Below are 19,447 nucleotides of genomic sequence, written 5' to 3' on the forward strand. Positions count from 1 at the left end.
ACTCCACCATGACGACCCCCGCCCCGCCGGCCGAGACCGAGACCGCGCTTGCCCGCCGGTACCGCGTCGACATCGACACCGGGACCGGCACCACCACGTGGGCATGGCTCCCCGGGATCAAGGAGTTCGCGCCGAAGGTCGATCAGACCACCCAGCCCACCACGACCTACGACGACGAGGGATGGGGCGACGAGGACGCCACCGAATACAAGTGGAGCGCGGAGATCACGATGCTCCACAGGTGCCACCCCGAAACGAAGCAGTTCAACGCCGCGCAAGAGGCGCTGCGCCTGGCGTCCAGTAACTTCGGTACCGGCTCGAAGGTGCACGTGAGGTGGTACGACCGCGAGGGCCGCCCGGAGGCGTTCGAGGGGTACGCCCTGGTCCAGTGGGAGCCGGACGGCACCGCGACCGACGACCTCGATTCCGTCAAGGTCACGCTCAAGGGCAAGGGCAAGCGCATCCCGATCACCAACCCGCTCGCGCCGGCGGGGGGCTGATCGTGGCGTTCAAGGAACTGGGAGCCCTGCTCGATGCGGGGCTCCCCCTGCCGATCGGCGGCAAGACGTACACGGTGCCGCCGCCGTCCGCCAAGACGGGCCTGCGGGTGCAGAACGTCATGCAGGCCGCCGCGACCGCGGCCGGCGGCGGCAAGGTCAGCGATGCCGTGTTGGACGACGCCGCCGAACTGGACCTGTACCGCGACGTGCTCGGCACCGCGTACGCCGAGATGATCGCCGACGGGGTGAAGTGGCCGGCGCTCAAGCACTGCGCCATGACCGCCGTCGCGTGGATCATCCAGGACGAGGACGCCGCCGAACGCTACTGGAACTCGGGCGGCGACCCTTCTCAACTGGCCCCGAACCGAGCGACGCGCCGGGCCTCATCGGGCACGGAGAGTTCGACCCGGTCTCGGGGCTCCACGAGTTCTACGACCCGCCGCCAGGGCAAGAGCGGCAGCGGAAAGAAGCGCCCGCGACGCGGGTGACGTGGCGGCAGATCCTCGCCGAGTGGCCGCTCGTGGAGAACGACCTTCACGACCAGTACGGCATCGACGTCGAGGAGCCGGGCCTACTCCAGTCCCGTTCGTGGCGCTGGCTGCGCACGCGGATCTTCGGCCTGCTCTCCGCTGACTCCCGCCTGTACCGGCAGCTCTGCCCGCCGCCGGGGGCGGCCGACCGCACCAACTGAACACCGCGCCGCGCGCGCGACCTACCCGAAGGGAGGTCCGTGGCGTGGCGCTCACCGTTGGCGAACTGGCCGCGACCATCACCGTTGACGATCGGCCCGTGACGACCGCGCTACGCCGCGTTGAGCAGGCGATGCGGCAGTCCGGGCAGCAGCTTGGCGACACCGCCGAGCGGGCCGGGCAGGGTGCCGGGCAGCAGCTCGGCGAGGGCCTTGTGCGGGGCGCTGACGGCGAGTGGCGGAACATGCGCGGCGAGCTGGTTGACGCCGTCACGGCCGCGGCCGCCGAGGCTGAAGCCGAAGCGCGCCGCGCCGGCGTTCAGGCCGGGCAGCGGTTCACCGATGGCGTGGACCAGGGCGCCCGGCAGGCGGGCAACAGCCTCGCTGAGGGCGTCCGTCGCGGCGGGGATGAGGCCGCCGACGCTGCGGGCGATGCGGGCGAGCAGGGTGGGGAGTCGTTTCTCGCTCGGATGCGTGAGCGTGGCCAGTCCGGCATGGGCGAGCTGGGCTCATCCTTCCGGGAGGAGTTCACCGGGAAACTCGCGATGGCCGCTGTCGGGGCCGCCGCGGGCGTTGCGTTGGTCGAGGGGTTCGGGGCGGCGCTCGAACAGGGTCAGATCGTGGCCAAGCTCGGCGCGCAGCTCGGGGCGACCGGGCCGCAGGCGCAGCGGTACGGCAAGATCGCGGGCCGCCTGTACACGAGCGCGGTCACGGAGGACTTCGAGAGCGCTGCGGAGACGATCCGCGCCGTGATGGGCGCGGGTCTCATCCCGGCTGGCGCGACGAACGCACAGATCGAGTCCATCGCCACCAAGGCGCAGGATCTCGCGAGTACGTTCGACGTCGACCTGACGACGTCGGCGCAGGCCGCTGCGGGCATGATCAAGAACGGCCTTGCGAAGGACTCGACCGAGGCGTTCGACCTGCTCACCAAGGGCATGCAGGGGCTTGGCCCCGCGGGTGAGGACTTGGTTGAGACGTTCCGCGAGTACTCGCCCGTGTTCAAGCAGGCCGGCTTGTCCGGTCAGACGGCGCTCGGCCTGATCCGGCAAGGCGTGCAGGGCGGATGGGTCCAGGACACCGACAAGATCGCCGACGCGTTCAAGGAGCTTCAGCTCCGTGCCACCGACGGCAGCGACGGAGTGAAGGACGCGTTCAAGGCGCTCGGTCTGGACGCGAAGAAGACCGGCGACGACATCGCCGCCGGCGGCAAGCGCGGTGAAGAGGGCATGGACCGCGTCCTTCGGAAGCTGAAGACGCTCGGGCCGGACTCGCAGGAGGCGAAGCAGATCGTCTCTACCCTCTTCGGTGGCCCTGGCGAAGACCTCGGCGCGGCTCTGTTCGCTCTGGACGTCGGCAAGGCGTCCAAGAGCATGGATGGTGCGGCCGGGGCGTCGCAGAAGCTCGGCGACAGCCTCCGCGACAACGCGGCGGCGCAGGTCGAGCAGTTCAAGCGGAAGGCGTCACAGGCGTTCATCGAGACGTTGGGCACGAAGGTCGTACCGGTGCTCAGCAAGGCCACCGGCTACCTGTCCGAACACAAAGACGTCGCGAAGGCCCTCGCGGTCGGGGTCGGTGCCCTGGGTATCGCGTTCGGGATCGCTGCCGTGTCCGTGTGGGCGATGAACTCGGCGCTTCTGGCCAACCCGATCACGTGGGTCATCGTCGGTATCGCCGCTGCGGTCATCCTCGTGATTGCCTACTGGGATCAGATCAAGGGCGCCACCCTCGCCGCCTGGGACTGGGTGGTCGCGAAGATCACGGGGGCCAAGGATCTGGCCCTGCTCGCGATCGGTGGTCTCGCCTCGATCCCGGGCGACGTGGCGCGGTGGTTCGGCCAGGCGAAGGACTGGGCGTTGGCTCACCTGCTCGCGCTGGTCGCGTGGCTGACGGGCCTGCCGGGCCGCGCGACGAGTGCGGTCTCCAGCATGGGCGCCAAGCTCGCCGCGCAGGCGTCATCCGCCTGGCGTTCCTTCACCGTCGCCACCGCCGCGAAGGTGGTTGCGTTCCTGTCCTACGTGTCGGGCTTGCCCAACAAGATCAAGAACGCGTTGGTCAACATGGGTGGCCTGCTCGTCGGCAAGGGCAAGGACGTCGTTCGCGGCTTGTGGAACGGCATCCTCGGCATGGGCGGCTGGCTCCGCTCCAAGATCATCGGGTGGGCCAAGGACGTCATCCCGGGGCCGGTCGCGAAGGCGTTGGGCATCCACAGCCCGAGCCGTGTGATGCGTGACCAGATCGGCCGGTGGATTCCGCGCGGCATCGTCGCGGGCATCGAGGGCGAAGCGCCGGCAGTCGATCGGGCGATGCGCAACCTCGTGTCCGTGCCGACGGCAGGGCAGGCAACGGCGCGCAGCGCGGCCGCCGCCGGCCCCTCCCGCACCGCGTCCAGTGCCGCCGCGCCGGACGTCGTCCGGATCGGTTCCGACGGCACCGCCCTCGGCGACCTCATGGTCAGCGAACTCCGCAAGGTCGTCGCGAGCCGCGGCGGCAACGTCCAATTCGTACTGATGGGGAAGGCCGCATGACGTTCCCGACCACGCCCTTGGGACTCAGGGGCGAACTGAAACTCGGCGACACGTGGCAGGACATCACCAGCGACCTGTACACGCGGGACCCGATCACCCACACGCGCGGGCGCCCGTACAAGTCGAACGCCGCGGACCCGGCCGTCTGCTCGGCGACCCTCCGCAACGTGGACGGGAGGTACACGCCGAAGAACGCGGAAGGCCCGTGGTACGGCCAGCTCGGCAGGAACACCCCTTTCCGCATCACCCTGCCCGGGACCGGCCGGTACCTCGACATGACGGGAACCGCCGCTCTGGCGACCACGCCGGACGCGGCCGCCCTTGACATCACCGGCGACCTCGACGTCCGGTGGGAGGGAGAGGCCGACTGGAACGCGTCCGGGGCGCAGATGCTCATCGGCAAGTGGTCCTCGGCCGCCGGGAACCGGTCCTACCACCTGCGGCTACAAGACGGGGCCGTGTACTTCCAGGTGAGCACGAACGGCACCACTGGCGTGGGCGTCGCGGGCACCTTGCCCGCTCTGCCCCGCCGGGCCGCGCTGCGCGGAACTCTCGACGCCGACAACGGGGCGGGCGGTTGCACCCTCAACGTCTACAGCGCGCCGTCCCTCCAGGGCCCATGGACCCTGCTGTACACCTTCCCCACCACCGCGCTGGGACCGATCTCGGTCTACAACAGCAACGCGCCACTCACGATCGCGCCCTCGCAAGCGGACTCGACCCCAGCCCGGCCGCCGGCGAAGGGGAAGACGTACCGCGCCGAAGTCCGCAACGGCATCGACGGCGTGCTCGCCGCCGCGCCCGACTTCACCGCGCAGGCCGCCGGCACCACCCAGTTCACGGACAGCGCGGGCCGTGCGTGGACGGTCGCCGCCGGAGCGATCACCGACCGCATCGTCCGGTTCGAGGGCGAGGTTCCCGAGTGGCCGGCGAAGTGGTCGACAAGCGCGCGCGACGCGTGGACGCCGATCACCGCCGCGGGCATCCTGCGCCGGTTGAGCGCGGGACAGCGCACCCTCGACTCGCCCCTACGGCGGCGCATCCCGTCCTACAAGCCGCTGGCCTATTGGCCGATGGAGGACGGTCCGAACGCCACCCAAGCGGCGTCGCCGACCACGGGCGTGCGACCGCTGAAGATGACCGCGACCACGTGGGCGCGTGACTCATCCCTCGCCGCGTCCAAGCCCCTGCCGACCATCAACCCGGCGACCGGCAACCCGTGCACGATGCTCGGACGGATACCCGCCCCGTCGAGCACCCTCACGAAGTGGGGAGTGCAGTGGCTGTTCCGTCTCGACCAGCCGAACACGACGACCCGCACCTTCATGCGGATTCTGTCCACCGGCACAGTCGCCGAGTGGTACATCCAGGCCAGCGCCACCGGATTCAAGATCCTCGCGAAGAACAGCGATGAGACCACCATCCTCGACAGCCCTTTCACCTGGGGAGCGCTGACCGGTGGTCCGTACGGGCGTTGGATGAAAGCCGAGTTCAGTGCCGTTCAGCAAGGCTCACTGATCAACTGGCATATCGGTTGGGTGACGGTGGGCGCCTCCGCGGTCGCCATCAACGGCACCTTGACCGGCACCGTGGGCCGCCCCACGGCTGTAGCCTCCCCGCCCGACGGTTACAGCGCCGACCTGTCCGGTATGGCTCTCGGCCACATCACCGCATGGTCGGTCGATGACAACTTCGGCTATGAGAACGCGATCACCGGGTGGGCCGGGGAACCGGCCGGTACTCGGATGCTGCGCTTGGCCGGCGAGGAGGGCGTACCGCTCCGTCTGGTCGGCGCGCCTGCCGACACCGCCCCGGTCGGCCCGCAGGGAGCCGCTGAACTGTTGGACCTGCTGCGGGAGTGCGCGGAAGCCGACGGCGGTCTCCTGTGCGAGTCACCCGACCGGCGGGAGTTGCTGTATCGCACCCGTACGAGCCTCTACAACCAGCAACCGGCACTGATCCTCGACTACAGCCGCGGCCAGCTCGCCGAGCCGTTCGAGCCTGTCGAGGACGACAGCGTGCGGAACCTGTGGGAAGTCGAGCGGGCGGGCGGCAGCAGCGGGACGGCGGAACTCACCACAGGCGCACTGTCCACTCAGGCCCCGCCGGCCGGTATCGGCCTGGTCGCCGACTCGACCACCCTCAACCTCGCCACCGACGAGCAGACAGAGCCGATGGCGAACTGGCTCCTGCACCTGTCGACCTGGGATGAGGCCCGGTACCCGTCGGTCACTCTCCTGCTCCACAAGTGCCCCGAACTGATTCCGGCCGTGCTCGACCTCCGCGAGGGCGACCTTGTCCGGATTATCAACCTGCCCCGCCAGTTCACCGGATCAGGCCGGGTCGATCTGCTGGTCGACAGCCTCGCCGAGACGCTGCTCCCCCGGGCTTGGTCCCTCACGCTGAACTGTGCGGCAGCCGGACCGTGGACGTTGGCCGAATCCGTGCTCGTCGAGGACTTCAGCCGGAGCACCTACTCGGTCACCATCACCAGCGGGGGCAACGCCCCGTGGGTGCGGTCGCAGGTCCACTACCAGTCCGACACCTGGTCGCTGAAGTCCGGGGCGATCGGCAACAACCAGGTCAGTGACGCCGTGGTGACCGTACCGACCGGGGCGACATCGCTCACGTTCTGGTACTACGTCAGCAGCGAGGAGAGCGGCCCCGGATTCGAGGGCGACCGGTTCGTGGTCCTGGTCGACGGCGTGCAGATACTGCGCGCTCAGGGCCTGACCGGATGGCGCCAGGCCACCATCCCCGTGACCGGCGCCCTCACAGTCACCTTCCGGTACGTCAAGGACAACAGCGGCGCGGCCGGGGAGGACGCCGCGTGGATCGATGACCTCATGTTCGTCAGGGGCACGGCGGCGCGGGCGGACACGGACGGCAGCACACTCGCGGCCGCCGCAGGGCCGACAGACGCAACGCTCAGCGTCAAGGTGTCCGTCGGCATGCCGTGGATCACGACTGCCGCGAACGAGAGCGAGTTCCCGTTCGATGTGGTCGTGGGCGGCGAACGCATGACCGTGACCAAGATCGTAGGCGCCTCCTCGCCGCAGACGTTCACCGTCGTCCGCTCCGTCAACAGTGTCCGCAAGGCGCAGGCCGCCGGGACCCCCGTCAATCTCGCAGAGCCGGCGGTCGTCGCCCTCTGAGAAAGGAACTCCCGTGACGTTGTGGCAACCCGGGATGCTGATCACTGCTGGGCGTCTTCAAGATGCCACTCCGTGGGTGCCGCTCACGAGTCTCGGCTCCTACCTGAGCAACGCCGCCGACGGCTCGTCGCAACCCATGGCCCGCGACGTCTTCGTACGTGACGAGGTGGTTCGCGAGTTCAAAGGGATCATCAACTGCTCGGGGGGCACGACGGCCACGTATCCGTTCTTCGCGTTCAACAGCGCCTATGCACCGTCGGACTATGAGAGGAACTGGCCCGGCGCGGGCACCGGCCCCTCTACCCCGTTCCGCGTGGCCCTGCTTACAAGCGGCACGTGGCAGCTCACCGGCCAGGCGTCGGCGGTGACGTCTCTCCGCCTCGACTTCCTCATGATCAAGTCCGCCACCGGCCGCATCCCCGGCTGACCCCTTCCGCACGACCAGCACGCCCGGCGCAGCCCACCGCGCCGGGCGTTTTTCATGCCCAGGAGGCACCACACCATGAGCACCTACTCGTACGGCATCGACGTGTCCGCCTACCAGAGCACGCAGGACTGGACGACCCGCAAGCGCGAGGGCGTCGCCTTCGCCTTCGCCAAGGCGTCCGAAGGCCAGAGCAGCCACGACCCGAAGTTCGCCACCCACATCAAGGGCATCATCAAGGCCGGTTTGGTCCCGGGCGCCTACCACTTCGCGTGGCCGAACCAGGACGCCGCGAAGGAAGCGGCGAACTACATCGCCGCGGTGAAGCCGTACGCGGGGAAGGGCTTCACGCACTGGCTCGATCTGGAGCAGTACAGCGACGGCCGGAACTACCGGGGCCGGTCGGCCGCGCAGATCAAGGCGTACGCCACGGCGTGGATCGCGGCCGTGCAGAAGGCGTTCCCGGGTCAGCGCGTCGGCGTCTACACCAGCGCCGACGACCTCGCGGCCGGCCACGTCCCGAGCGGCGTGCCGCTGTGGTACCCGGCGTACCCGGGCGCCAGCTGCGACACCTACGCCGAGGCCGTGAAGCACGCCCGGCCGAAGCCGTCCGGGCGTGAGGTGACGTTCTGGCAGTTCACCTCGAACCCGGTGGACCGGTCCGTCTGCTACCTGTCCCCGGACGCGCTGCGCGAGTGGGCCGGCGGCGCCGCGAGCAGCGGCTCGTACACCCCGCCGCCGTTCCCCAAGGGTCTCGCCCCGGGAAAGGCCGCCCCGTCCGCGGTCCCGCTTCAGCGCGCCTGCACGGTGCTCGGCCTGATGGCCAAGAGCGTGGTGGAGTCCCCGAACTACGGTCCCGCCACGCAAGCCGCTGTCGCCAAGTTCCACGACCAGCACCCGCAGTACAAGGCCAAGGGCGTGACCCGGGACCCGGCGATCGGCCCCCGCGGGTGGGCCGCCCTCTTCGCCCTCGCCTACGGCAAGTAGGCCACCGCGCCCGTCCGGCCACGGGCCGGGCGGGCGCCCCCCCAACCACCCCCCTCACGAGAGGCACCCCCCATGACTTCCGCCGCCAAGCGCAGCGTCCGCACCGTCCTTCAGACCGCCGTCGGCACGGCCGTCGCCCTGCCCGCCATCGTGCACGCGTCCGGCGTGCCCGAGTCCCTGCCGTGGGTGGCCGGCGCGCTCGCCGTCGCCGGCGGCCTTGCCCGCGTCATGGCCCTGCCCGCCGTCGAGCAGCTGCTCGACCGCTTCGGGCTCGGCCTGGTCGACGACCCCGACGGAGGCACCGGCCAGTGACGATCCCCACCCCGTCCGACCCGGCCGCGGTCGCCGTCGAGCTGGAGCGGCTACGCGGCACGATGGAAACGGGTTTCGCCCGCGTCGATGGCTCCCTCGCCCTGCTCGTGCAGCGCGGCGACCAGACGGACCGCGCCATCGCCGACCACGAGAGCCGCCTCGACGCCCTCGAACGGAACCGGTGGCCCCTTCCGGCCATGGGCGCGCTCACGGGCGTGGGCGCGCTCATCGTGGCCGTGTGGCAGGCGTCCGGCCGATGAACCGCAACGCCCCCTCGTACGGCCGTGTGGCCGCGCGAGGGGGCGCCTTCTGCGTTCCCGGGGTCAGGCTTCCTCGGGTGCTGCATCGAGCGCGTACTCGTAGCCCACGGTCAGCCGGTACGGCAGGCACCATTCCCCGTACTCGATGACGCCTTGCTCGTCCCACAGCCGGTGAGCGCCGGCCAGGATCGGGGCGCCGGTCCGCAGCGCAAGGAAGCTGGCCTCGCGGGCGTCCGCGTCGCGGCCGTGCAGGTCGTCACGGCCCCAGCGTGCCGTGCGCCCTATGGCCTGCTGGATTTTCACCAGCAGGCCGGGCGCCGTCCGGGGGTTCGTGGACAGCAGCTCGGGAACTGCTGCGGCGAAGTGCGCCGGGTACCAGGTGACGAACAGGCCGGTGCGCTGCTGCCCCTTCCCTGTGTGCCACTGCCGGTGTACCACCTGATCGCCGTCTTCAAGGTCGAAAAGCTCGGCCACGTACTGCGGCGGTTTGATCAGCTCGGCTTGGGTGACGATCAGGCTCTCGCCCTCGGCGAGGACGGAGCCGGTGCGGAGCACGCGGGTGATCCGGTCGTACGCGCTGGCCGTGACCTTGGGCGCGTTGGCCACGAAAGTTCCACGTCGCGACGTGGTGATGTAGCCCTCCACCTGAAGGTGATCGAGGCTGCGGCCGAGGGTGGCGACGGCTACGCCTTCCATCACGGCCAGCTCTCGCATGGGTGGCAGCTTCTCGCCTTCGCGTAGCTCGCCGTCGAGGATGCGGCGCCGGATGCGCTCCGCAACCTGCATGTACGGGTGTTCGGTCATGGAGGCTCCCCAGCGCCGCGTGTCCTAGTTCACCGGGACTGTACTAGGACACGCGGAATCCCGTCGAGGGAAGTGCTCGCGTACACATGGTGCACTGTCCTAGGTCACGCTACGGTCTGACCTAGCACACACGTCGAACCCCGGCGACCGCGCGAACGGCCCCGGGGCGTGGCCGACTGCGAAGGAGTCGACGTGACGAACCGTACCGTTCGTGAATCTGCGGTGACAGGACCGCACGCGTTATCTGGATGCTGTTCCCCACCGGCCGGCCCGCCGCCGCAGCTGGTCTTGCCCTCGGCCGCGGAAGCGGCGGCGCATGCTCGGAAGTTCGTTCGGGAAGTCCTGGCCGCCGATGACCAGCCCCTGGGGGCCGAGTGCGTCGATGCCGTGCTGCTCATCGCTTCAGAGCTGGTGACCAACGCCTTCCGCTACGGCAGCGAGCCGGGTGACTCACTGCTTGTCGTCGTGCTGACCACCGCCGACCGCGTGCGCGTCGAGGTGCATGACCCGGTGCGGCGCCGCCCGGCGTTCCGCGAGGAGGCGGGCACGCGGGTGCGCGGGCGCGGCCTGCACATCGTCGACACGCTCGCCACGCGATGGGACGTTGACGATCGGCCGCTCGGCAAAGCCGTGTGGGCGGAGGTGGCGCGGTGACGGAGCTGTCCTTCCGGACCGTGCCGGGTCCGGGGTTCGTCGCCGGCTGCACGGTAACAACGTGGGTCGAGGTCAGTGCGCAGGTGGGGCGCATCGCGTACCTGCTGATCGGGCACGCGCCCCCGCGGCGCCCCGGTGAGACTGCATCCTCGGTCGAGGATGGCCTCCTGGGCATGATCGGCGCGATGCGCTTGCGGCCGGCCGCTGACCGGGTGCCGGACGTCGGCGCGCGCCTCTTGCTCCGCGGCGCGTACGTCGCTCTCGACTACGGGCACCCTCAGTTCCACATGCGGATTCCGGCGCCGGGCGGCGAGTGGCTGTCGTACCTGACACGCGGCGGCCAGGTGTGCGTCACGATCGGCCTCGACCCGATCCCGCCCGGGGCCGGTCCGGACGCGGTAGGCGCGTACCTCGACCGCATCGCCGCTACCGGCCGCGCCTACATGGGCGCGACCACTCTGCGGGGCCGGTGATGGCGACGCAACGGCCGCTGCCGCCCCCCTTCATGTGGGCGTGCCCGGAGTGCGTCCGGCTGCTGCTGGAACTCGCAGAATGGTGGGACAAGTCCGAAGACTGCTTCTGGGAACAGCTCCAGCTCGCCCGGCACATAGCGGACGTCCACCCGCGCCAGGTGCCGGCGCAGCACCTTGACGGCTGTGATCTGTGCCCGGTGTACGCCCGGCGGGACGACGGCGACGCGGGCCAGGTGTGGGCGCAGCACCGAGCACGTGACCTGTTCATGCCTCCCACTCTGGCGCGGCAGTGGTGAGGCGCTATGCCCGGTCGTCGCACACGATGACGTCGATGGGCTCGCCGAGTGCGCGGGCGATGCGCCACAGGGTGTCGAGGCGGGGTGACGAGTGGGCGTTCTCGATGAGGGAGATGGCCTGCTTGTCGATGCCGGCGCGCTCGGCTAACACCTGCTGCGTGAGTCCCGCGCGGCCTCGTGCCCTGCGCAACCGATCGCCGACGCGTCGCCGGTAGGCGAGTAGTTCGGCGGGCTGGTCGTGCACCCGTCCACGCTTGCGCATTCATGATCGTTTGTCGTTACGGTGAACCGTATATTGAGCCCTTGAGTACGTGCATGATTCACTGAAAATCGCCTAGCGCTCGGTTGCGAGCCGTGTGCGCTAGGTAGGCGGCCCCCGGAGGTGTTGAGCCTTCGGGGGCCGTCGTTCGTGCTGTACCGGTGGGCGCGGTGCCAGGATGGGCAAGGGTTGACCGTGCACCCCAGGGGCCCAGAGAATCAGGCTTGTTGAATGGTCTAAACCACATGGGACGGTGTGTAGATGACGAACAACGAAAGTCCTTCCCTCTCCAACTTGTTGAGGGAGGAGCGACGCTTCGCGCCGCCCGCTGACCTGGCCGCCAACGCCAACGTCACGGCAGAGGCGTACGAACAGGCCAAGGCTGACAGGCTCGGCTTCTGGGCCGAGCAGGCCCGCCGGCTGACCTGGGCCAAGGAGCCGACCGAGACCCTCGACTGGTCGAACCCGCCGTTCGCCAAGTGGTTCAAGGACGGCACGCTCAACGTGGCGTACAACTGCGTGGACCGGCATGTCGAGGCCGGGAACGGCGACCGGGCGGCGATCCACTTCGAGGGCGAGCCCGGCGACAGCCGCGCCATCACCTACGCCGAACTCAAGGACGAGGTGTCCAGGGCCGCCAACGCCCTGCTCGAACTGGGCGTGCGCAAGGGCGACCGGGTCGCGATCTACATGCCGATGATCCCGGAGACCGCGGTCGCGATGCTGGCCTGCGCCCGGATCGGCGCCGCGCACTCCGTCGTCTTCGGCGGCTTCTCCGCGGACGCGCTGGCCACCCGCATCCAGGACGCCGACGCCAAGGTCGTGATCACGGCCGACGGCGGCTACCGGCGCGGCAAGCCGTCCGCGCTCAAGCCCGCCGTGGACGAGGCGGTCGGCCGTGTGGAGGGCGTGCGCAACGTGCTCGTGGTCCGCCGCACCGGCCAGGACGTCGCCTGGGACGACAGCCGCGACCTGTGGTGGCACGAGGCGGTCGGCCGTCAGTCGGCCGAGCACACCCCGGAGGCGTTCGAGGCGGAGCACCCGCTGTTCATCCTCTACACCTCGGGCACCACGGGTAAGCCCAAGGGCATCCTGCACACCTCCGGCGGCTACCTCACCCAGGTCGCGTACACGCACTGGGCGGTCTTCGACCTCAAGCCGGAGACGGACGTGTACTGGTGCACCGCCGACGTCGGCTGGGTCACCGGCCACTCGTACATCGTGTACGGGCCGCTGGCCAACGGCGGGACGCAGGTCATGTACGAGGGCACGCCGGACACCCCGCACCAGGGCCGCTTCTGGGAGATCGTGCAGAAGTACGGGGTGACGATCCTGTACACGGCGCCGACCGCGATCCGGACGTTCATGAAGTGGGGCGAGGACATCCCCGCGAAGTTCGACCTGTCCTCCCTGCGCGTGCTCGGCTCGGTGGGCGAGCCGATCAACCCGGAGGCGTGGGTCTGGTACCGCAAGAACATCGGCGCGGACCGCACCCCGGTGGTCGACACCTGGTGGCAGACGGAGACCGGCGGCATGATGATCTCCCCGCTGCCGGGCGTGACCGAGGCCAAGCCCGGTTCGGCGCAGCGCGCGCTGCCCGGCATCAGCGCGACCGTCGTGGACGACGAGGCGAACGAGGTGCCCAACGGCGGCGGTGGCTACCTGGTGCTCACCGAGCCGTGGCCGTCGATGCTGCGCACCATCTGGGGTGACGACCAGCGGTTCATCGACACCTACTGGTCGCGCTTCGAGGGCCGCTACTTCGCGGGCGACGGCGCCAAGAAGGACGACGACGGCGACATCTGGCTGCTCGGCCGCGTCGACGACGTGATGCTGGTGTCCGGGCACAACATCTCCACCACCGAGGTCGAGTCCGCCCTCGTCTCCCACCCCGCGGTCGCCGAGGCCGCTGTGGTCGGCGCGGCGGACGAGACGACCGGGCAGGCGATCGTCGCCTTCGTGATCCTGCGCGGCACGGTCACGGAGACCGACGACCTGGTCGCGGAGCTGCGCAACCACGTGGGCAGCACGCTCGGCCCGATCGCCAAGCCGAAGCGGATCCTGCCGGTGGCCGAGCTGCCGAAGACCCGCTCGGGCAAGATCATGCGCCGCCTGCTGCGCGACGTGGCCGAGAACCGGCAGCTCGGTGACGTCACCACGCTGACCGACTCCACGGTCATGAACCTCATCCAGTCCAAGCTGCCGGCGGCGCCCAGCGAGGACTGAGAACGGCCCCGAAGGGGCACCCGGCGGCACAGACGTCAACGCAACACAGACATCACAGCGACGCAGACGTCACAGACGTCACCGCCCTCGGGTGCCCCTTCCCCCGCCCGTCCCGCACGCCCGGCGCGCTTTGGGTAGGGTGAACAGCACAACGACAACGTAAAAAGATCCTCTAGGTGCGCCGGGAAGTCTGGTCGGCATGTGATTCGTGCTGCCGCCGCCCGGAGGTTCCCGTGACCGCGCCCCGTTCTCGTTCCCGCTCCGCCACCGCAACCGCCGCCCGCAGGGCTTTCGGGCGCCTGTCCCTGCCCGAGCGGAACGTCGTCGCGGACGCGCTGCGCACCGAGACCGTCGGCGGCGTACTGCTGCTCCTCGCCGCGCTCGCCGCGCTCGTCTGGGCGAACATTCCGGCGCTGCACGCGAGCTACGAGAGCGTCGGTCACTTCCACCTCGGCCCCGGCGCCCTCGGCCTCCACCTGTCCGTGGAGCACTGGGCGGCCGACGGCCTCCTCGCGCTCTTCTTCTTCGTGGCCGGGGTCGAACTCAAACGCGAACTGGTCGCGGGCGATCTCAAGGACCCCCGAGCGGCGGCGCTGCCGGTGATCGCCGCGCTGTGCGGCATGGCGGCGCCCGCGCTCGTCTACACCGTCACCAGCCTCGCCGGGGGCGGCTCGCTCGGCGGCTGGGCCGTGCCGACCGCCACCGACATCGCCTTCGCCCTCGCGGTGCTCGCGGTCATCGGCACCTCACTGCCCGGCGCCCTGCGCGCCTTCCTGCTCACCCTCGCCGTCGTCGACGACCTGTTCGCCATCCTGATCATCGCGGTGTTCTTCACCGACCGCCTGAACTTCGCCGCCCTCGGGGGCGCGCTCGCCGGCCTGCTGCTCTTCTGGGTGCTGCTGCGCAAGGGCGTGCGCGGCTGGTACGTGTACGTGCCGCTCGGCCTGGTCGTGTGGGGGCTGATGTACAACAGCGGTATCCACGCCACCATCGCGGGCGTCGCGATGGGCCTGATGCTGCGCTGCACCACCCGCGAGGGCGAGGAGCGCTCCCCGGGAGAGCGCGTCGAGCACCTCGTGCGCCCCCTGTCGGCGGGCCTGGCGGTGCCGCTGTTCGCTCTGTTCAGCGCGGGCGTGTCGCTGTCCGGCGGGGCGATGGCGGACGTGTTCGGCAGGCCCGAGACGCTCGGCGTCGTCCTCGGCCTCGTCGTCGGCAAGACGATCGGCGTCTTCGGCGGCACCTGGCTCACCGCACGGTTCACCAGAGCCTCTCTCAGCGACGACCTGGCCTGGGCCGACGTGTTCGCCGTGGCCACCCTCGCCGGGATCGGGTTCACCGTCTCCCTGCTCATCGGGGAGCTGGCCTTCGACGGCGACCCGACCCTCACGGACGAGGTCAAGGCCGCCGTCCTCACCGGCTCCGTCGTCGCGGCGGCGCTCGCCACGCTCCTGCTGAAGATGCGCAACGCCCACTACCGGAGGCTGTACGAGGCCGAGGAACGGGACGAGGACCACGACGGCATCCCGGACGTGTACGAGGAGGACGACCCCGCCTACCACCTCCGCATGGCCGACATCCTCGAACACCAGGCCGCCGAACACCGCAGGATCGCCGACGAGAAGACGGCCGAACGGGCCGCGCGGCGTGCCGAAGTGCCGGGCGGGGCAGGCGAGGAGAACGACAGTCCGGCATGATCTGACGGGACGGTACAAAAAACGGGACCGTCACCGGCCAGGCGGAGGTCGGGCACCGGCACGCGAAGGCGGCCGGCGCCGGACGGACGCCGGACGGAAGCACTACGCCCAGTCAGGCAGGAGAGGGAGACCGCGATGAGCGCACCCGACGGCAGCCCGGTCGGCGCCGAACGCAGCATCGGCCAGCTGTTCGCCTCGGCGACGACCGAATTGTCGGCGCTGGTGCACGACGAGATCGCACTGGCCAAGGCCCAGCTGAAGCAGGACGTCAAGCGCGGCGCGGTGAGCGGCGGCGCGTTCTCGGCGGCCGGGGCGGTGCTGGTGTTCTCGCTGCCGATGCTCAACTTCGCCCTCGCCTACGGCATTCGGACCTGGAGCGGCTGGAACCTCGCGGTCTGCTTCCTGCTGTCCTTCGCGGCCAACGTCCTGGTCGCCGGCTTGCTCGGCCTGATCGGCACGGTGTTCGCCAAGAAGGCCAAGAAGGGCAAGGGCCCGCAGAAGGTCGCCGCTTCGGTGAAGCAGACGGCCGGCGTGCTGCAACTGGCCAAGCCGCACCCGCGCCCGGAAACTCCCGCTCTGGAGGACCGCACGCCCGCCGCCATCGAGGCTGTGGCACGCTCGTCCTCATGACGGACCCCGCCACCCCTTCGGCGCAGCCGACCTCGGTCGTACGGATGGACCTGCCCGGCGACCGGAAGGTGACGCACCGGGACGTCGCCGCCAACGGCGCCCGCTTCCACATCGCCGAGGTGGGTGACGGGCCGCTGGTGCTGCTGCTGCACGGCTTCCCGCAGTTCTGGTGGACCTGGCGGCACCAGCTGACCGCTCTCGCCGACGCGGGTTTCCGCGCCGTGGCGATGGACCTGCGCGGCGTGGGCGGCAGCGACCGCACCCCCCGTGGCTACGACCCGGCGGGCCTCGCCCTCGACGTCACCGGTGTGATCCGCTCCCTGGGCGAGCCGGACGCCGCCCTCGTCGGACACGACCTGGGCGGCTATCTGGCGTGGACGGCGGCCGCGATGCGCCCCAAGCTCGTCCGGCGGCTCGCCGTGGCCTCCATGCCGCACCCCCGGCGCTGGCGCTCGGCGATGCTCGCGGACATGCGGCAGTCGGCGGCGAGTTCCCACATCTGGGGGTTCCAGCGGCCGTGGCTCCCCGAGCGCCGGCTCACCGCGGACGACGGCGCGCTGGTGGCCCGGCTCATCCGGGACTGGTCGGGGCCGCGGCTGCCGGACGACGAGGCGGTGGACGTCTACCGCCGGGCCATGTGCATCCCGTCGACCGCGCACTGCGCCATCGAGCCCTACCGCTGGCTGGTGCGCTCCCTGGCCCGGCCCGACGGCGTCCAGTTCTACCGCCGGATGAAACGCCCCGTGCGCGTGCCGACGCTGCATCTGCACGGCTCCCTGGACCCGGTCCAGCGCACCCGCAGCGCGGCCGGCTCCGGCGAGTACGTCGAGGCCCCCTACCGCTGGCGGCTCTTCGACGGCCTCGGGCACTTCCCGCACGAGGAGGACCCGGTGGCGTTCTCCACGGAACTGGTCAACTGGCTCAAGGACCCCGAGCCGGACCGGTGACGGTTCCGTAGCGGTCGGTATCCGAACGTGAACGCCTGTCCTTCGAACGGCCACTTGCCCGGCGCATAAGCCAATTGGGTTGCCCGAAGGCGGTTATCGACCTTGGGGTGGGGGCAGACGTCCCGGTATGGGCTGGACGCACGACTACAGTGACGTAGCACGCACCCGCCGTTCGGCGAGCGGTCCGGGCTCCCCTCACCGGGATGTCCCGCAACTGACGGCTACGGACCCCCGGGTGGGCATTCCGCGCATTCTGCGCCGCCGCGCCCGCTGGGTCTCCGTACGCCTGCGTCACCCACGCGGCTGACCGGCCCACGCCGAGGCGCACACCCCTTCACGGGCGCCCAGCGCACACCCCTCACGGGCACTCAGCGCGCACACGTCACGGGCACGCGACGCGCACCCGCCGGTTCACATCGCGCAGCTGTCGCTGTCCACCTGCTGGGTCGCGCCGCGTCCGCTGAGGATGTCCTGCTGGATCTCGTCGGCGGTGAGCGCGTACCCGGTGTCGGCGTCGTCGAGCGACTTGGCGAACACCACGCCGTACACCTTGCCGTCGGTGGTGAGCAGCGGGCCGCCGGAGTTGCCCTGGCGGACGGTCGCGTAGAGCGAGTAGACGTCACGGCGGACGGTGCCGCGGTGGTAGATGTCCGGGCCGCTGGCCGGGATGCGCCCGCGCACGCGCGCGGCACGGACGTCGTAGGAACCGTTCTGCGGGAAGCCGGCGACGATCGCGCTGTCGCCGCTGTGCGCGTCGGCGCCGGTGAACTGCAGGGCGGGCGCCTTCAGGTCCGGCACGTCGAGCACGGCGATGTCGCGGCGCCAGTCGTACAGGACGACGGTGGCGTCGTACTTCCTGCCCTCGCCGCCTATCTGCACGGTGGGTTCGTCGACCCCGCCGACGACGTGCGCGTTGGTCATGACGCGGCGGTCGCCGAAGACGAAGCCGCTGCCCTCCAGCACCTTGCCGCAGCTGCGCGCGGTGCCCACGACCTTGACGACGGACCGTCGGGCGCGTTCGGCGACGGCGCTGTGCCGCAGGGCCGGGTCCGGGGGTCGTACGTCGGTGATGGGCTCGTTGGCGAACGGGCTGAAGACCTGCGGGAAGCCGTTCTGCGCGAGCACCGAGGTGAAGTCGGAGAACCAGGTGTTGGCCTGGGCGGGCATCACCCCGGAGACCCCGATCAGCACCTTGGAGTTGCGCACCTCCCTGCCGACGGTCGGTATCGTCGTGCCGCCCAGGAGCGAGCCGATCACCCAGGCGACGAGCAGCAGCGCGGCGACGTTGACGAAGGCGCCGCCGGTCGCGTCCAGGGCGCGGGCCGGGGACCAGGTGATGTGGACGCGCAGTTTGTTGCCGAGGTGCGTGGTCAGGGCCTGGCCGACCGAGGCGCAGACGATGACGACGACGACCGCGACGACGGCCGCGGTGGTGCTGACCGGTGTGTTGTCCGTCAGCGCGTCCCAGATCAGCGGCAGCGCGTACAGGGCGACGACTCCGCCGCCCAGGAAGCCGATCACCGACAGGACGCCGACGACGAATCCCTGGCGGTAACCGACGACCGCGAACCACACGGCGGCGACCAGCAGCAGGATGTCCAGCACGTTCACCGTGTCGAGCCTCGCCTCATCGTCTTTCGGTCACCGGTCACCGCGGGCCGGCCGGGACCGGCGGAGCGTTTTCGGGCGCGTCCGGTCGCGTCCGGTCCGGACGGCACGGAACACCCTGTCATGACCGCCAGTCGAGTGGGACCTGCTTGTCCCGGTCCCAGGGCAGCTCCCAGCCCGCGTAGTGCAGCAGCCGGTCGATGATCCCGGCGGTGAAGCCCCATACGAGGGCCGATTCGACCAGGAATGCCGGGCCCCGGTGGCCGCTGGGGTGGACGGTCGTCGCGCGGTTGTCCGGGTTGGTGAGATCGGCCACGGGGACGGTGAAGACGCGGGCGGTCTCGGCGGGGTCGACGACGTCCACCGGGGTGGGCGTGTGCCACCAACCGAGCACGGGCGTGACGACGAAGCCGCTGACCGGGATGTAGAGCCGGGGCAGCGCACCGAACAGCTGTACGCCCTTCGGGTCGAGCCCGGTCTCCTCCTCGGCCTCGCGCAGCGCGGCCCGCAGCGGACCCTCGCCCCGCGGATCGCCGTCCTCGGGGTCGAGCGCGCCGCCGGGGAAGGAGGGCTGCCCGGCGTGCGAGCGCAGCGAGGTGGCCCGCTCCATGAGCAGCAGTTCGGGTCCGCGCGCGCCCTCGCCGAACAGGACGAGGACGGCGGACTGGCGTCCGGCGCCGTTCTCCGGCGGCAGGAAACGGCTCAGCTGGACGGGCCGCACCGTCTCGGCGACGCGCACCACCGGCGCGAGCCACTCCGGCAGCCCCGCCGCGCTGACCACCGCCGACCCGCCCGGCCCCGCCGAACCATCCGTTCCCGCCGCGCCGCCCGGCGTCCCCGCGCCGTTCCGTGCCGCCGGTCCGCCCTGTGTGCCGTCCGCCGTCCCGCTCGTCCGCGTCATCGCCACCCCCGTCCCGTTCTCGTCCTCGTCACGTCCACGCTGTGGTGCCAGCACCGTCCTGCCGTGTCCAACGCCCGGCGCCGCCGGGTTCGTTCCGCCGG

General features: G+C 70.6%; 21 protein-coding genes. 17 read left to right on the plus strand and 4 right to left on the minus strand.

From position 1 onward, the window contains the following. Positions 1–8: 8 nt before the first annotated feature. From ABEB07_RS14595 to ABEB07_RS14635, 9 genes are all read left to right on the plus strand, one after another. On the plus strand, positions 9–500 hold the full coding sequence (locus ABEB07_RS14595) for a phage tail tube protein (RefSeq protein WP_345668702.1): 492 nt from the start codon (positions 9–11) through the stop codon (positions 498–500). 2 nt (positions 501–502) lie between these two features. After that, the gene (locus tag ABEB07_RS14600; RefSeq protein ID WP_345668703.1) at positions 503–988 is read left to right on the plus strand and encodes a DUF7426 family protein; all 486 of its coding nucleotides are present in this window, start codon (positions 503–505) and stop codon (positions 986–988) included. After that, complete coding sequence (locus ABEB07_RS14605) at positions 985–1,191, plus strand: hypothetical protein (RefSeq protein ID WP_345668704.1); 207 nt, start codon at positions 985–987, stop codon at positions 1,189–1,191. Before ABEB07_RS14600 ends, ABEB07_RS14605 begins: the two co-directional genes overlap by 4 nt. A 44-nt stretch (positions 1,192–1,235) precedes the next feature. Beyond that, the gene (locus ABEB07_RS14610; RefSeq protein ID WP_345668705.1) at positions 1,236–3,716 is read left to right on the plus strand and encodes a phage tail tape measure protein; all 2,481 of its coding nucleotides are present in this window, start codon (positions 1,236–1,238) and stop codon (positions 3,714–3,716) included. After that, complete coding sequence (locus ABEB07_RS14615) at positions 3,713–6,871, plus strand: hypothetical protein (RefSeq protein ID WP_345668706.1); 3,159 nt, start codon at positions 3,713–3,715, stop codon at positions 6,869–6,871. Before ABEB07_RS14610 ends, ABEB07_RS14615 begins: the two co-directional genes overlap by 4 nt. A gap of 13 nt (positions 6,872–6,884) precedes the next feature. Next, complete coding sequence (locus ABEB07_RS14620; RefSeq protein WP_345668707.1) at positions 6,885–7,298, plus strand: hypothetical protein; 414 nt, start codon at positions 6,885–6,887, stop codon at positions 7,296–7,298. A gap of 75 nt (positions 7,299–7,373) precedes the next feature. Beyond that, positions 7,374–8,282, plus strand: coding sequence for a glycoside hydrolase family 25 protein (locus tag ABEB07_RS14625; RefSeq protein WP_345668708.1), 909 nt, complete (start codon positions 7,374–7,376; stop codon positions 8,280–8,282). 72 nt (positions 8,283–8,354) lie between these two features. Then, complete coding sequence (locus tag ABEB07_RS14630; protein WP_345668710.1) at positions 8,355–8,594, plus strand: hypothetical protein; 240 nt, start codon at positions 8,355–8,357, stop codon at positions 8,592–8,594. After that, entirely contained in the window at positions 8,591–8,854 is a 264-nt protein-coding gene (locus tag ABEB07_RS14635) for a hypothetical protein (protein ID WP_345668711.1), read from the plus strand. Before ABEB07_RS14630 ends, ABEB07_RS14635 begins: the two co-directional genes overlap by 4 nt. A gap of 63 nt (positions 8,855–8,917) precedes the next feature. Here ABEB07_RS14635 and ABEB07_RS14640 read toward each other — a convergent pair whose 3' ends face one another. After that, the gene (locus ABEB07_RS14640) at positions 8,918–9,658 is read right to left on the minus strand and encodes a GntR family transcriptional regulator (protein ID WP_345668712.1); all 741 of its coding nucleotides are present in this window, start codon (positions 9,656–9,658) and stop codon (positions 8,918–8,920) included. A gap of 192 nt (positions 9,659–9,850) precedes the next feature. On the opposite strand from ABEB07_RS14640, the gene ABEB07_RS14645 reads away from it, so the two are divergent. From ABEB07_RS14645 to ABEB07_RS14655, 3 genes are read left to right on the plus strand one after another with little or no spacing between them, the layout of a single operon-like run. Beyond that, entirely contained in the window at positions 9,851–10,312 is a 462-nt protein-coding gene (locus ABEB07_RS14645) for an ATP-binding protein (protein ID WP_345668713.1), read from the plus strand. Next, entirely contained in the window at positions 10,309–10,785 is a 477-nt protein-coding gene (locus tag ABEB07_RS14650) for a hypothetical protein (protein WP_345668714.1), read from the plus strand. Before ABEB07_RS14645 ends, ABEB07_RS14650 begins: the two co-directional genes overlap by 4 nt. Then, entirely contained in the window at positions 10,785–11,081 is a 297-nt protein-coding gene (locus tag ABEB07_RS14655; protein WP_345668715.1) for a hypothetical protein, read from the plus strand. Before ABEB07_RS14650 ends, ABEB07_RS14655 begins: the two co-directional genes overlap by 1 nt. 4 nt (positions 11,082–11,085) lie before the next feature. On the opposite strand, the gene ABEB07_RS14660 is transcribed toward ABEB07_RS14655, so the two are convergent. After that, a complete protein-coding gene (locus ABEB07_RS14660; protein ID WP_345668716.1) occupies positions 11,086–11,343 on the minus strand; it encodes a helix-turn-helix domain-containing protein in 258 nt (85 codons plus the stop codon). A gap of 258 nt (positions 11,344–11,601) precedes the next feature. Here ABEB07_RS14660 and acs point away from each other — a divergent pair, with 258 nt between their 5' ends. From acs to ABEB07_RS14685, 5 genes are all read left to right on the plus strand, one after another. Continuing rightward, positions 11,602–13,566 (plus strand): acetate--CoA ligase, encoded by a 1,965-nt coding sequence (gene acs / locus ABEB07_RS14665; protein ID WP_345668717.1) that lies wholly within the window; start codon positions 11,602–11,604, stop codon positions 13,564–13,566. A gap of 233 nt (positions 13,567–13,799) precedes the next feature. Beyond that, on the plus strand, positions 13,800–15,260 hold the full coding sequence (gene nhaA, locus ABEB07_RS14670) for a Na+/H+ antiporter NhaA (RefSeq protein ID WP_345668718.1): 1,461 nt from the start codon (positions 13,800–13,802) through the stop codon (positions 15,258–15,260). A 135-nt stretch (positions 15,261–15,395) separates the two neighbouring features. Beyond that, positions 15,396–15,890, plus strand: coding sequence for a phage holin family protein (locus ABEB07_RS14675; protein WP_164583824.1), 495 nt, complete (start codon positions 15,396–15,398; stop codon positions 15,888–15,890). Further along, complete coding sequence (locus ABEB07_RS14680; RefSeq protein WP_176149906.1) at positions 15,887–16,837, plus strand: alpha/beta fold hydrolase; 951 nt, start codon at positions 15,887–15,889, stop codon at positions 16,835–16,837. The genes ABEB07_RS14675 and ABEB07_RS14680 overlap by 4 nt, the downstream gene beginning before the upstream one ends. A 127-nt stretch (positions 16,838–16,964) precedes the next feature. Continuing rightward, on the plus strand, positions 16,965–17,144 hold the full coding sequence (locus ABEB07_RS14685) for a hypothetical protein (protein WP_164583826.1): 180 nt from the start codon (positions 16,965–16,967) through the stop codon (positions 17,142–17,144). 104 nt (positions 17,145–17,248) lie between these two features. On the opposite strand, the gene ABEB07_RS14690 is transcribed toward ABEB07_RS14685, so the two are convergent. Further along, positions 17,249–18,448, minus strand: coding sequence for a MarP family serine protease (locus tag ABEB07_RS14690; protein ID WP_176149905.1), 1,200 nt, complete (start codon positions 18,446–18,448; stop codon positions 17,249–17,251). Positions 18,449–18,566: 118 nt separating this feature from the next. After that, entirely contained in the window at positions 18,567–19,346 is a 780-nt protein-coding gene (locus tag ABEB07_RS14695) for an NUDIX hydrolase (protein ID WP_345668719.1), read from the minus strand. Positions 19,347–19,447: the final 101 nt, after the last annotated feature.

It is taken from the genome of Streptomyces similanensis, from assembly GCF_039543625.1.
In the GTDB taxonomy this organism is placed as follows: domain Bacteria; phylum Actinomycetota; class Actinomycetes; order Streptomycetales; family Streptomycetaceae; genus Streptomyces; species Streptomyces similanensis.